Annotated in this window: 13 protein-coding genes; 9 read left to right on the top strand and 4 right to left on the bottom strand. The window is 44.4% G+C overall.

What is annotated here, in order from left to right:
- Positions 1-30: 30 nt before the first annotated feature.
- From P3L47_RS02135 to P3L47_RS02095, 9 genes are all read left to right on the top strand, one after another.
- The gene (locus P3L47_RS02135) at positions 31-909 is read left to right on the top strand and encodes a cell division protein FtsX (RefSeq protein WP_277782536.1); all 879 of its coding nucleotides are present in this window, start codon (positions 31-33) and stop codon (positions 907-909) included.
- 12 nt (positions 910-921) lie between these two features.
- Positions 922-1,164: a DUF3098 domain-containing protein gene (locus P3L47_RS02130; protein WP_277782535.1), complete on the top strand. Its 243-nt coding sequence runs from the start codon at positions 922-924 to the stop codon at positions 1,162-1,164.
- A complete protein-coding gene (locus P3L47_RS02125) occupies positions 1,161-1,961 on the top strand; it encodes an undecaprenyl-diphosphate phosphatase (RefSeq protein ID WP_122363901.1) in 801 nt (266 codons plus the stop codon). The genes P3L47_RS02130 and P3L47_RS02125 overlap by 4 nt, the downstream gene beginning before the upstream one ends.
- 6 nt (positions 1,962-1,967) lie before the next feature.
- Positions 1,968-2,699: a tRNA pseudouridine(55) synthase TruB gene (truB, locus tag P3L47_RS02120; protein WP_277782534.1), complete on the top strand. Its 732-nt coding sequence runs from the start codon at positions 1,968-1,970 to the stop codon at positions 2,697-2,699.
- A 32-nt stretch (positions 2,700-2,731) separates the two neighbouring features.
- A complete protein-coding gene (gene queA / locus P3L47_RS02115) occupies positions 2,732-3,781 on the top strand; it encodes a tRNA preQ1(34) S-adenosylmethionine ribosyltransferase-isomerase QueA (RefSeq protein ID WP_122363903.1) in 1,050 nt (349 codons plus the stop codon).
- Between the two features lie 11 nt (positions 3,782-3,792).
- Positions 3,793-4,260: a 2-amino-4-hydroxy-6-hydroxymethyldihydropteridine diphosphokinase gene (gene folK, locus P3L47_RS02110; protein ID WP_277782533.1), complete on the top strand. Its 468-nt coding sequence runs from the start codon at positions 3,793-3,795 to the stop codon at positions 4,258-4,260.
- Positions 4,261-4,300: 40 nt separating this feature from the next.
- On the top strand, positions 4,301-4,492 hold the full coding sequence (locus tag P3L47_RS02105; RefSeq protein ID WP_122363905.1) for a hypothetical protein: 192 nt from the start codon (positions 4,301-4,303) through the stop codon (positions 4,490-4,492).
- 256 nt (positions 4,493-4,748) lie between these two features.
- Positions 4,749-6,035 carry a methionine adenosyltransferase gene (metK, locus tag P3L47_RS02100; RefSeq protein ID WP_122363906.1) on the top strand — a complete coding sequence of 429 codons (1,287 nt, stop codon included), beginning with the start codon at positions 4,749-4,751 and terminating at the stop codon, positions 6,033-6,035.
- 148 nt (positions 6,036-6,183) lie between these two features.
- Positions 6,184-9,096 (top strand): M16 family metallopeptidase, encoded by a 2,913-nt coding sequence (locus tag P3L47_RS02095; RefSeq protein ID WP_277782532.1) that lies wholly within the window; start codon positions 6,184-6,186, stop codon positions 9,094-9,096.
- 36 nt (positions 9,097-9,132) lie between these two features.
- Here P3L47_RS02095 and P3L47_RS02090 read toward each other — a convergent pair whose 3' ends face one another.
- The 4 genes from P3L47_RS02090 to P3L47_RS02075 all read right to left on the bottom strand — a co-directional run bounded on the left by P3L47_RS02090 (position 9,133) and on the right by P3L47_RS02075 (position 14,024).
- Complete coding sequence (locus P3L47_RS02090) at positions 9,133-9,903, bottom strand: ABC transporter ATP-binding protein (RefSeq protein ID WP_277782531.1); 771 nt, start codon at positions 9,901-9,903, stop codon at positions 9,133-9,135.
- Positions 9,904-9,906: 3 nt separating this feature from the next.
- The gene (locus P3L47_RS02085) at positions 9,907-10,653 is read right to left on the bottom strand and encodes an MlaE family ABC transporter permease (RefSeq protein WP_122363909.1); all 747 of its coding nucleotides are present in this window, start codon (positions 10,651-10,653) and stop codon (positions 9,907-9,909) included.
- Between the two features lie 146 nt (positions 10,654-10,799).
- A complete protein-coding gene (locus tag P3L47_RS02080) occupies positions 10,800-12,869 on the bottom strand; it encodes a cation:proton antiporter (RefSeq protein WP_277782530.1) in 2,070 nt (689 codons plus the stop codon).
- Between the two features lie 561 nt (positions 12,870-13,430).
- Positions 13,431-14,024 (bottom strand): HU family DNA-binding protein, encoded by a 594-nt coding sequence (locus tag P3L47_RS02075; RefSeq protein WP_277782529.1) that lies wholly within the window; start codon positions 14,022-14,024, stop codon positions 13,431-13,433.
- Positions 14,025-14,099 lie beyond the last annotated feature (75 nt).

The raw sequence follows: 14,099 nt of genomic DNA, 5'->3' as shown, positions 1-14,099 counted from the left end.
ATTTATTGAATAATAATAAGGTTACGTCTGATGGCTGAAAATAATAAGGTAAACTCGGTTTCTTTCTTTAATTCTCGTCTTACATCTATTATAAGTATAGCCCTGGTATTGTTTTTACTCGGGTTGATTCTGTTGATGGGACTGCTGGGGAATCAGTTATCGGTTTATGTGAAGGAAAATATATCCTTTTCCATTGTTTTGAAAGATAACCAGAAGGAGGCCGACATCAAGAAGATGCAGAAAAGCCTGGACGCACTTCCTTTTATTAAATCCACAGAATACATTTCGAAAGAACAGGCTGCGAAAGAACTGGAAGAAGAACTGGGAGAAAATCCCGAAACTTTCCTGGGCTTTAACCCTCTGCAAGCTTCTATAGAAGTAAAGTTGCATTCCGAATATGCCAATCCGGACAGCCTGCAGCATATTGAAAAGAAAATTAAAACATATACATCCGTTTCTGACCTGTTCTATCGTAAGGATATGATGCAGATGGTGAACGATAATATGAAACGCCTGGGCATTATCCTGCTTACGCTGGCAGTTATGCTGATGGCTATATCGTTTGTCCTGATCAGTAATACGATCCGTTTGCTGATCTATTCCAAACGTTTTTTGATCCATACGATGAAACTGGTCGGGGCTACTTCCGGTTTTATCAGGCGTCCTTTTGTCCGCTATAATGTCGTTAGCGGTATTTTTGCATCCATCCTGGCAATATTCATGCTGACCGGTTCGTTATATTATTTACAGCACGAATTGGACGGTTTTATTCAGCTTTTGGATGTGAAGGCTTTGCTGGTGGTTTTTGGAGCAGTGTTCTTGCTCGGAATCCTGTTGTCGGTGACGGCTACCGTGTTGGCTGTAAACAAGTACCTCCGTATGGGTGTTGATAAGTTGTATTATATATAATAAACAGAAAAGATGGCTAAGAGAGATTTTGCTTTCGGAAAAGAGAATTTTATTCTGATCGCAGTTGCTGTGGCAGTGATCATTATTGGTTTTATGTTGATGAGTGGTGGTGGATCAGGTGATACAACCAGTTTTAACCCGGAAATATTCAGTACGCGCCGTATTGTAGTTGCTCCGGTAGTAACGATGATCGGTTTCGGCCTGATGATTGTAGGAATCCTGAAAAACAGCAAAAATAAAGAGGCGGTAGAATGAGTTGGTTTGAAGCCTTGGTGCTGGGGATCGTACAGGGACTGACAGAGTATCTTCCTGTAAGCAGCAGCGGACATCTGGCAATCGGATCGGCGCTGTTCGGAATTGAAGGAGAAGAGAATCTGGCTTTTACAATCGTAGTCCACGTGGCTACGGTATTTAGTACATTAGTTATACTCTGGAAAGAGATCGAATGGATATTCCGCGGATTGTTCAAGTTTCAGATGAACAGTGAAACACGCTATGTGATCAATATCCTGATTTCTATGATACCGATCGGTATTGTCGGAGTATTTTTCAAAGATACAGTCGAAGCGATCTTCGGTTCGGGTTTGCTGATAGTCGGTTGCATGTTGCTGGTAACGGCGGCATTACTGTCTTTCTCCTATTATGCAAAACCCCGGCAGAAAGAAAATCTTTCGATGAAAGACGCTTTTATTATCGGTTTGGCTCAGGCTTGTGCCGTTCTGCCCGGACTTTCACGTTCCGGAACAACGATCGCTACAGGTTTGCTGTTGGGTAATAATAAAGCTAAACTGGCTCAATTCTCTTTCCTGATGGTTATTCCCCCGATTTTGGGTGAAGCCCTGCTGGATGTGTTGAAGCTGGTAAAGGGCGAAGATATTGCCGGAGATATTCCGACGCTTTCGCTGGTTGTCGGTTTTGTAGCTGCTTTCCTTTCCGGTTGTCTGGCTTGTAAGTGGATGATCAATATCGTGAAAAAAGGAAAGCTGATCTACTTTGCTATTTATTGTGCGATAGTCGGGCTGATCACTATTGCATGTACATTGATGAAGTAATATAGAATGGATTTTATAGCAGGAGAGGTTTTATATTTTAACAAGCCGCTGACGTGGACTTCGTTCGATCTGGTGAACAAGTTCCGTTATAAATTATCGCGGAAGCTGAAAGTAAAAAAGATAAAAGTCGGACATGCGGGAACGCTGGATCCGCTGGCTACCGGGGTCATGATCGTTTGTACCGGGAGGGCAACCAAGCGGATCGATGAATTTCAGTACCAGACCAAAGAATATGTGGCAACCCTGAAACTCGGGGAAACGACACCTTCGTTTGATCTAGAGAAAGAGATAGATGCCGTATATCCGACGGAACATATTACCCGGGAGATGGTAGAGGATGTGCTGAATTCGTTTGTAGGGACGATCCAGCAGATCCCTCCTGTTTTTTCGGCCTGCAAAGTGGATGGGAAGCGTGCCTATGAACTGGCACGTAAAGGTGAAGAAGTGGAGTTGAAGTCAAAGACGCTGGTGATCGACGAGATGGAACTGTTGGAATGCAGCCTGCCGGTCATTAAAATCCGTGTGGTATGCAGTAAGGGTACTTATATCCGTGCTTTGGCGCGTGATATCGGCGTTGCTCTGCATTCGGGAGCCCATCTGATCGGATTGGAGCGTACCCGGATCGGAGATATTACATTGGATAAATGCATGAATCCGGAAGATATCGATGCTTTTCTGGATGAAGCGGTTGGAGATCGTGTGGCTGATGAAGCCGGAACGGCTCCGATAGAAAAATGATAAGAATAAAAGAAAATAAATAAAGTAACATTATGAAGCTATCTAAATTCAAATTTAACTTACCGCAGGAACAGATCGCTCTTCATCCCGCAAAGAACAGAGATGAATCCCGGTTGATGGTTGTACACCGTAACACCGGAGAGATCGAGCACAAAGTCTTTAAAGACCTGTTGGAATATTTTGGAGAAAAAGATGTATTCATCTTCAACAACACGAAAGTTTTTCCTGCCCGTCTATATGGTAATAAGGAAAAGACCGGGGCACGTATCGAAGTGTTTTTGCTGCGTGAGCTGAACGAAGACCTTCGTCTTTGGGATGTGTTGGTTGATCCGGCCCGTAAGATCCGTATCGGTAATAAACTTTATTTCGGAGAGGACGATTCGATGGTTGCCGAAGTAATCGACAATACAACGTCACGCGGCCGTACTCTGCGTTTCCTGTATGACGGAAACCATGATGAGTTCAAAAAGGCATTGTATGCGCTGGGAGAGACTCCGCTGCCTAAATATATCGATCGCCCGGTAGAAGCGGACGACGAAGACCGTTACCAGAATATCTTCGCCAAGGAAGAAGGTGCGGTAGTGGCTCCGGCTGCCGGTCTGCATTTCAGCCGCGAATTGATGAAGCGTCTGGAGATCAAAGATTGCCGCTTCGCTTTCCTGACAGTTCATTCCGGATTGGGTAATTTCCGTGAAATCGATGTGGAAGACCTGACCAAGCATAAGATGGATTCCGAACAGATGATCGTGAATGCAGACGTTGTGGATATCGTAAATACAGGTAAGGACGACGGTCGCCAGATCTGTGCTGTCGGAACTTCCGTGATGCGTGCGGTAGAGACGGCTGTAAGCACGGACGGACATCTGAAAGAGTTTGAAGGATGGACGAATAAGTTCATTTTCCCTCCTTACGATTTCAGTGTGGCTACCAGCATGATCACCAACTTCCATATGCCGTTGTCTACGCTTCTGATGATGACTGCTTCATTCGGCGGATATGACCTGATCATGGATGCTTATGAGGTGGCATTGAAAGAAGGATACCGTTTCGGTGCTTATGGCGATGCAATGTTGATCATTTAAGACGTACGTTTATGGCTATTGCATACCTGGCTTTAGGTACGAATATAGGAAATAAAAGACGGAATATGATAACAGCCGCTGCGCTGTTAGCTGAAAGGGTGGGAGATGTTCTCGCCCTTTCCGGTTTTTATGAAACCGAACCCTGGGGATTTCAGTCGGAGAATACGTTCCTGAATGCCGCTTTACGGCTCGAAACCTCTTTATCCCCGCTGGAGCTGCTGAAAGCGACCCAGCAGATAGAGGTGGAAATGGGACGTACGCAGAAAAGCAACGGTACTTATCATGACCGCATCATCGATATCGATATTCTGCTGTATGACGATCTGATCCTGCAGACGCCGGAACTGACATTGCCGCATCCGTTGATGCAGGATCGCCGGTTCGTGATGGAACCCTTGCTTGAAATAGCTCCGAACGTGGTTCATCCGGTGTTTAAAAAGACAATTGTATCCCTGATTCGGGAACACAACATTTTGTAACTTCATACTGTTTTCAAATAGAACTATAAAAGATAAAGCAATGAATGACATAGAAAAGATCCTGACCGGTGGAGGAATGGTTTTCAAGAAGAAAGCCTCAGAAGAAAATGTCGGAGAAAAAAAAATAAAATACTCTGATTTTCTGAAAGGTACACATAAATCGGGTTCGGCAAAGATGAAAGCCGAATACAAGTATAAAAAAGCACTTCGTAACACAAAGAAGAAAAAATAATTGTCAATTATCAATTATCAATTGTCAATTATTTATATCTTTGCCTCCGAATTGATGTGGATAGATTTGTATTGCTTGCAACCACAGGAAAAAATGCTAAAAACAAGTTCTTTTCTTAGCCGTTCCGGCGAACAGATTCCTTCCGTTATCAATTCATTATTAATAATCGATTGTCTGTTGTTGATTGATTCTAGGTATGTCTGATATCTAATTCTCAATTCTCAATTTTCAATTTTCAATTTTCAATTAAAAAGTAATGAGTTATTTATTCACCTCCGAATCGGTGTCCGAAGGGCACCCCGATAAAGTAGCCGATCAGATATCGGATGCTTTGCTGGATGAGTTTCTTGCCTATGACAAGAACTCGAAAGTTGCTTGCGAAACCCTTGTTACAACCGGACAGGTTGTCTTGGCTGGAGAAGTTAAATCAAGTGCTTATGTAGACGTGCAGGAAGTGGCACGCGGTGTGATCGAAAAGATCGGTTACACGAAGAGCGAGTATCAGTTTGAAGCCAAATCGTGCGGCGTATTCTCTGCTATCCATGAACAGAGCGGTGATATCAACCGCGGTGTTGAACGCGAAGACCCTTACAACCAGGGTGCGGGCGACCAGGGAATGATGTTCGGATATGCAACGAATGAAACTGAAAACTACATGCCTTTGGCTCTCGACCTTTCACACAGTTTGTTGTGGGAGCTGGCAGACATCCGCAAGAACGAGAACGAACTGATGCCTTACCTCCGTCCGGATGCAAAGAGTCAGGTTACTATTGAATATGATGACAACGGCAAGCCGTTGCGCATCGATACGATCGTTGTTTCTACGCAGCACGATGAGTTTATCGGTCCGAAAGGCATCAGCCAGGAGGAAGCCGACATCGCTATGCAGAAGAAGATTGCAGCTGATGTGAAGAAGATCCTGATTCCGCGCGTAAAAGCCCAGTATCCGGCTCATGTGCAGGCTTTGTTCAACGACGATATCATCTATCATGTCAATCCGACCGGTAAGTTTGTGATCGGCGGCCCTCACGGTGACACAGGTCTGACAGGACGTAAGATCATCGTGGATACATACGGTGGAAAAGGAGCCCACGGCGGTGGCGCATTCTCAGGGAAAGACCCTTCGAAAGTGGACCGTTCCGCAGCCTATGCTGCCCGTCATATTGCGAAAAACCTGGTGGCTGCCGGGGTTGCTGATGAAATGCTCGTACAGGTTTCTTATGCGATCGGTGTAGCCAAACCGATGAATATTTTCGTCAATACGTTTGGACGTGCCAATGTGAAACTGTCGGACGGCGAGATCGCAGAGAAGATATGGAATCTTTTCGATATGCGTCCGAAAGCAATCGAAGAGCGTCTGAAATTGCGTAATCCGATCTATCTGGAAACAGCTTCTTACGGACATATGGGACGTAAGCCGGAGCTTGTTACCAAGACATTTACTTCCCGTTATAACCCGGAACCTACTATTTGCGAGGTGGAGTTGTTTACCTGGGAGAAACTGGATTATGTGGATAAAGTAAAAGAAGCATTCGGACTCTGATATCCGGATAACAATAAGAGGGAGCGGTTATAACGTGAGTTATAATCGCTTTTTTTTGTTTATAAACCAAGAATTTAGTCCTTTATGAAATCTTTTTATTTATAAATCCCTATATTTGGCACCTAAGTAATCCCTAAATCTAAATCTTATGCGTAGAATTATTCAGCTTCTCTCGCTCGCCATGATTATATTACTGGCGGCAGCATGTAAGGAGACCTCTCCGTTCAAGTACGAGTCGGTCCCTAATGATCCCATGAAAGCACGTATCTATACGCTGGATAACGGCTTGAAAGTGTATTTGACCGTGAACAAAGAGACCCCGCGTATTCAGACTTACATTGCTGTCAGGGTGGGCGGAAAAAATGACCCGGCTGAAACGACCGGGTTGGCACATTACTTTGAACATCTGATGTTTAAGGGTACACAAAAGTTCGGAACTCAGAACTATGAGGCGGAAAAACCGCTGCTCGACCAGATCGAACAACTGTTTGAAGTATACCGGAAGACTACGGATGAGGCTGAAAGGAAAGCTATCTACCATCAGATCGACAGCGTATCCTATGAAGCATCCAAATATGCGATTCCCAATGAGTACGATAAGTTGATGTCGGCTATCGGAGCCAACGGAACCAACGCTTATACGGGATTTGACATGACTGTCTATACGGAAGATATCCCTTCCAATCAGATAGACAACTGGGCTAAAATCCAGGCAGACCGTTTTGAGAACAACGTGATCCGCGGCTTCCATACGGAACTGGAGACTGTCTATGAAGAAAAGAACATGTCTCTGACCAGCGATGGCCGTAAGGTGTATGAAGCTGTACTGAGTGCTCTTTTCCCGGATCATCCGTATGGAACACAGACTGTTTTGGGAACTCAGGAAAATCTGAAAAATCCGTCTATCACCAATATCAAGAACTATCATGCTACTTGGTACGTACCCAATAATATGGCAATCTGTATGTCAGGTGATTTTGATCCGGATAAGACGATTGAGGTGATCGATAAATATTTCGGTCATCTGCAGCCGAACCCGAATTTACCGAAATTGCCGGTGACTCACGAATCGCCGATCAAAGCACCGGTTGTAAAAGAAGTGTTGGGCGTAGATGCTGAAAATGTGACTCTGGGATGGCGTTTTCCGGGCGCATCGTCTCCGGAAGAAGATTTGCTGAACCTCACCGGCGAGATCGTGAATAACGGCAAAGCAGGTTTGTTGGATGTGGATCTGGTTCAGCAGCAGAAAGTGCTGAGTTGTTACGCCGGAACATATGGTATGGCCGATTATAATGCTTTTGTAATGAGTGGCCGTCCGAAACAGGGACAAACCCTGGATGATGTAAAAGACCTTTTCCTGGCAGAGATAGAGAAACTGAAAAAGGGTGATTTCGATGAAGGATTACTGGAAGCGGCGATCAATAATTATAAGTTGATGCAGATGTATCGGCTGGATAATAACAACAGCCGTGCGGATATGTTCGTTTCTGCATTCATAAACGGGGTGGACTGGAAAGATGAGGTAGCCCAGTTGGATCGTTTGAGCAAGGTTACCAAACAGCAGATTGTCGAGTTTGCCAATAAGTATTTCGGAGATAATTATGCCTTAATCTATAAAAGAGAAGGAAAGGACCCGAATGAAAAGAAAATCGACAAGCCTAAAATTACTCCTATCGTAATGAACCGTGACAGTTCGAGTGTATTCCTCAAAGAGATACAGGCTGCCGAGGTGGCTCCGATAGAACCGGTCTTTCTGGACTATGACAAGGATTTGCAGAAGCTGACAGCCAAATCGGATATTCCTGTCCTTTACAAACAGAACATGACGAACGATATTTTCTCTCTGATGTATGTCTTTGAGATGGGCACCAACAACGATAAGGCGATGGGTACGGCTTTTGAATACATGAAATATCTGGGAACTTCAAAGAAAAGCCTGAAAGAGATCAATGAAGAATTTTATCGTCTGGCATGTTATTTCAACGTTTTCCCCGGCTCGGACCGTACATATGTCATGCTGGAGGGATTGAAAGAAAATATGCCGAAGGCAATGGCTCTCTTTGAAGAAATTTTGGCGGATGCCCAGGTGGATAAAGACACTTACGGTAATCTGGCTGCTGATATTCTGAAAAAACGGGCGGATGCCAAATTGAACCAGGGACAGAATTTCAACAAACTGATCCAGTATGCCATCTGGGGGCCGCAGTCTCCGTCTACGCATGTCCTGACCACTGCCGAGTTACAGCAGATGGATCCTCAGGAGCTGGTTGACCGTATCCGCAAGATAAATACCTACGAACATAAGATCCTGTATTATGGTCCTGAAAAAACACAGGCATTGCTGGATATCGTTAATCAGTATCATAATGTTCCGGAGAAACTGGCTCCTGTTCCGGCAGCAACCGAGTTCAAACAACAGGAAACACCGGAAAATAAAGTGCTGTTGGCTCAATACGATGCCAAGCAGATTTATTTCTCTGCTGTATCCAACCGGGGAGAGAAATTCGATCCGTCGGTTCAGCCCACATTGAACATGTATAACGAATATTTCGGTGGTGGCATGAATGCTATCGTTTTCCAGGAGATGCGTGAAGCCCGTGGTCTGGCTTATTCTGCCGGGGCATTCCTGATCACTCCTTCCAAATTGAAATATCCGTATGTATACCGTACGTTTATTGCCACCCAGAATGACAAGATGATCGATGCGATGAAAGCATTCGATGATATCATCAACAATATGCCGGAATCGGAGAAAGCGTTTAATCTGGCAAAAGACGCTCTGATAACCCGTATGCGTACTGAACGTATTACGAAATCGGGCGTGTTATGGTCATATCTGAATGCTCAGGATTTGGGATTGACTACCGACAGCCGGAAGGAACTGTATGAAAAAGTCCCGTCCATGACTTTGGCGGATATTAAAGCATTCCAGGAAAAATGGGTGAAAGGACGTAAATATACGTATTGTGTTCTGGGAGATGAAAAAGATCTGGATCTGAAATCCCTGGGCCAGTACGGACCGGTTACCAAACTGAGTAAAGAGGAGATATTCGGGTATTAAATAAAAAAACTCCGGTCATTCGACCGGAGTTTTTTGTTATCCTTCTTCTTGTTGCATTTCTATTTCCTTCACTTTCCGGAACAGGTCGGAAGCGAAAATGAAGTCATTCAGTGCTTTATTGTTGGAGGTGATAACCTGTTCTTTCGTGCCCTGCCATTCTTTTACGCCTTCCTTGATGAAGATGATGTTTTCTCCGATATTCATTACGGAGTTCATGTCGTGGGTGTTGATAACGGTCGTCATCTTATATTCCGTCGTAATATCATGAATCAGGTCGTCTATCAGTAACGATGTTTTCGGGTCCAGTCCGGAGTTCGGCTCGTCACAGAAAAGATACTTCGGGTTCAGCGCAATCGCACGGGCAATGGCTGCACGCTTCATCATACCGCCGCTGATCTCCGACGGGTATAAATGTTCTGCTTCCGAAAGGTTGACACGTTCCAGGCAAAACATAGCCCTCTTTTCTCTTTCCTTAGAGGAGTCTTTTGAGAACATGTTAAGTGGAAACATGACATTCTCCAGAACAGTCATACTGTCAAACAGGGCGGATCCCTGGAACAGCATTCCCATTTCCCTGCGTAGCATGTTCAGTTCCAGTTTATTCATGGATGTCAGGTCTCGTCCGTCATACAGTATTTCTCCCGAATCCGGTTTCATTAAGCCGATAATGTTCTTGATCAGAACGGTTTTACCCGAACCGCTTCGTCCGATGATCAGATTCGTCTTTCCTGTTTCAAAGACAGCGCTGATATCATTCAATACCTTACGGCCCTCAAACGATTTCGTTATATTTTTTACTTCTATCATTTTTTACGTAAGCATTAAATGGGTTAATATTACGTCTGCGAGCAGAATCATGATGCTGCTCATTACCACTGCATTCGTACTCGCTTTACCGACTTCGAGTGCTCCTCCTTTCACATAATAACCGAAATAAGCGGCTATGGATGAGATAATGAAAGCGTAAACGACAGATTTAATAATAGAATACCAGATATAGAATTCATTGAAATAAAATTGCAATCCATATTCGAAAGAGGCTGGTGTCATACCCGTACCTGTCGAATGGCTGGCAGCAATACCTCCCAGGATACCTGTGAACATACTGAATATAACCAGTACCGGTATAAAGATCATCAGGCCGGCAATCTTCGGCATGATCAGGAAATTCGCCGAATTGACACCCATGATCTCCATCGCGTCTATCTGTTCCGTGACACGCATCGTTCCGATCTCGGAAGCGATATTACTGCCGACTTTACCGGCGAGGATCAGACACATGATAGAAGATGAAAATTCCAGCAGGATAATTTCACGGGTCGTATATCCGATCGTGAATTTCGGGATCAGCGGGGAACTGATGTTCAGTGAAATCTGAATGGCGATAACCGTACCGATAAAGACTGAGATAATAATTACAATCCAAAGCGAATCGACTCCCAGTTTATAAATTTCTTTTATCAATTGTTTGAAGAACATGCTCCATCTGTCAGGGATCGATAAGGATTTCCCCATCAACATGACATATTCTCCCATTCTTTGTAATGCTTTGTTCATTATTTTATTGATTACTTATCTGTTCCAGTCTGCAAATATAACTGAAATATGTCAACAACAGTTCACGGTTTATGATTTTATAGCTTACTAAACTGTCGACCATCCACCCGTAATTTTCAATTTTCAATTCTCAATTTTTAATTTCTTCAAGTCAGATACCGTGTACTTTCATCCATGCTCGCCTGTATCGGGTAGGAAAGGACGAAGCTGTTGCCCTGAAAATATTTGTTCAGATATCCGGGAATACGCGGCATTACGGGATCGTAGGACAGCCCTTCTTTCCGACTGAATATCACCCACATGCTGTCGTCTGCTTTCACATCCCGGAAGACAATCAGGAAATCGTCCCAGTCGCTGAAGTTCGTATACGATATTTCACCGGCTCTTTTGGCAAAGACTTTTTTTATCGCTTTCAGCGTGTCTTCCGAGCCGTAGAATACCACTTTGGCTCCGGTGTTCTGCAACACGTTCCATATCCGGTTCATGATCGCTATAAAGCCGATTTCTTTTTCTGCCTGGTCCGGTATGAGAATCAGATGGCGCTTGATGGTGGCAAGCGGTTGTACGGGCTTGTAGATAAAGGTGGTAACACTGCTGTGTTGTAATACGTTTTCAACGATATTGCCCAGGAAGGCTGCCGGAATATCCTTTTCTTTATGCAGTCCGAGAACCAGGTCGGTTATCTCCCGTTCCTTTACTACGCTGGTGATGGCATTGGAAATGCTCAGGTCGTAGCGGAGCAACCCTTTCAGTCTCGTGTCGGTAGCTGCTGCCGTATCGATAGCTGTTTGTAACACCCGTTTGGACGCTTTCAGTGTCTTGTCGTCCGAACTTTGGTTGTCGATGACTTTCATGGCATATAAGCCGCTGGTGTTTGTTTTCGATTTAACGGCGAGGCTGAGGTTGACCAGTTCTTCTACCGTCTCTTCATTGCTGACAGGTATCAGGATATGTTCGTCTTTCGTTTCATTCTCTTCCGTTTCTTCTTCTGATTCTTTTATGGCGATATTATGTGCCCCCTTTTGTGCGGAGAAAGAGGCAATTGCACAAGTCACCAGGATCATCAGGATCGTTCCGTTCAGGACGCTCTCGTTCAGAAGGCGGATAGGATCTCCATTAGCATCGGTCCCGAGGATCACATTATATCCGACCATGACAGCTGCCAGGGTTGCCGCCGCCTGTGCATTGCTCAACCCGAAGATGACGCTTCGCTGGTCTACCGACAGCCGGAATGTTTTTTGTGTCAGCCACGCGGCTGCATATTTGGCAGCCGTAGCGACAACGATCATCACTATGCCGACCTTGATCGTCTCGAAGCTGGTAAAGAAAGCCCTGTAGTCGATCAGCATGCCGACGCTCAATAGGAAGAACGGAATAAAGATCGCATTACCGACAAACTCGACCCGGTTCATCAGCGGTGAGCTTTGCGGTATCAGCCTGTTCAATGCCAGTCCGGCGAGGAATGAGCCGATGATCGCTTCCATCCCTGCCAACTGTGCCAGGAATGCTCCGAAAAAGACCATCGCCAGTACGAAGATATACTGTGAGATATTATCATGTACCCGTTTGAAGAACCACCGTCCGATAAAAGGAAATACCAGCAGGACTATCAATGCGAAAACAATGATGGAAATCCCCAGGCGTATCCAGAAAGCATCATCGGCATTCCCTGTTGCCATTCCCACGATGATGGTCAGCACCAATAAAGCCAGTGTATCCGTGATCATGGTTCCCCCGACAGTGATGCTGACCGCGTTGTTTTTACTGATTCCCAGTTTGCTGATGATCGGATAGGCAATCAATGTATGTGAGGCGAACATACTGGCAAGCAATACGGATGTCTCCATGCTGAATTTAAGTACCCATAATCCTACCGCCGTTCCCAATATCATAGGAATAAGGAACGTGTACATTCCGAAAACGAGGCTTTTCCCGCTATTCTTCTTGAAGTCTCCCATGTCGATTTCCAGCCCTGCCAGAAACATGATATAAAGCAAGCCTGCCGTACCTGACAGAATGATGCTGCTGTCGCGCAAAACAAGGTTAAACCCGTTTGGTCCGATAATCGCACCGGCAATGATCAGCCCCAGCAGAGGCGGTACTTTAAGTTTGTTCAACAGGAGCGGAGCCGCCAGGATGATCAGCAGTATCAGCAGAAACTTCAATACCGGATCTGCCAGCGGCAGTGTGAAATCTATGTTCGAGAGTAGTATCATATCGACGGAGGTTTAGTTTATTCAATGTTTTCGTTTGACTATTTACATGTCCTGCATTGACAATCCTTTTATTTCCAATGTGTAATGCGATAATTGTTTTTTTATGGAGGCAACTTTCTCATATAGGCGAGCTATATTGATCTTATTTGGATTTCGCTTAACTTCAGCTATCAATGCCTTCTCTTCAAAACGGTTGAGGGCGATAAGATCGATTTCATGCACATCTTAATTTAATCCCCGTTAATTTAATGGTCATTACATTAACGGCTGTTACAAAGGTAAAAGAAAGGATGTAGAATAACAAATTTTACAGCGACAAAAATGGCTGTATGTCCTTGTGAAACGGTTAAATCCGAATTATTCGAATCGAATAATTCAAATGAAATAATTATAACAGCATATGATGCAAGAGATGTTTCTGTCTGCTGCCCGTCCTTTTTATCATAGTGCGGATTATTTTGTGTGGATAAATCAGTGGATAAATCAAATGTATGGGAATAAAGCTATTTTGGCTTGAATCTGAAATTTCGCGGCGGTTATTTTTGCCGCGAAATTTCAGATTTACACTGAGCGTATATACATTGTCTGTTTGCCTCCGCCGATCTGTATCAGTTGTTTGCTGTCTATCAGCTGTTTCAGGTCGTTTAGTGCCATGAACTGGCTGCAGTGGTTCAGTTTCATGCAGGTACTGCGGTTGATGCACTTGTTTTCTTCCACTTCAGCCATGATATTTTCCAGGCGTTGTTCTTGCGGGAGCTTTTCCGTATTCGTTTTTTTCACCAGTTCGAGTCCGGCTTCCCGTACCTGTTCTTTCAGAGAGGTTGCACAACGGAAACTGACGGAATCTATTTCTGCCTGTACCTTGTTTTTACCGTTTTCATCGGTGGTTATTTTACTTTTCAGTGTAGGGGTAAAGTAACCCAGTCCATCCAGTTCGATACTGTTCCCTTCCGACAGACAGAATCCCATCCAGAAGTTCAAAGCTTCTAATACCCCTTTTACATCAGCCGAAGAAATGGTACTCGACATCGAGATCATTTTACACATATACTTTGTGTCGAGTGTCCCTTGTGAAATGATGCGTGCATGGGGAACTTGTTTATCCTCCCTGTCTCCCGGAACCGGAGTTTTGTACCAACCGAATTTTAAACTCATTGTTATCGTGTTTTAAATTAATACCAGCCAAACCCAATTTTCATCCCGAACAATGAATCGTTCTATAAATATCGA

It is taken from the genome of Parabacteroides chongii, assembly GCF_029581355.1.
Taxonomy (GTDB): domain Bacteria; phylum Bacteroidota; class Bacteroidia; order Bacteroidales; family Tannerellaceae; genus Parabacteroides; species Parabacteroides chongii.
This window is presented reverse-complemented; position numbering and strand designations above follow the sequence as displayed.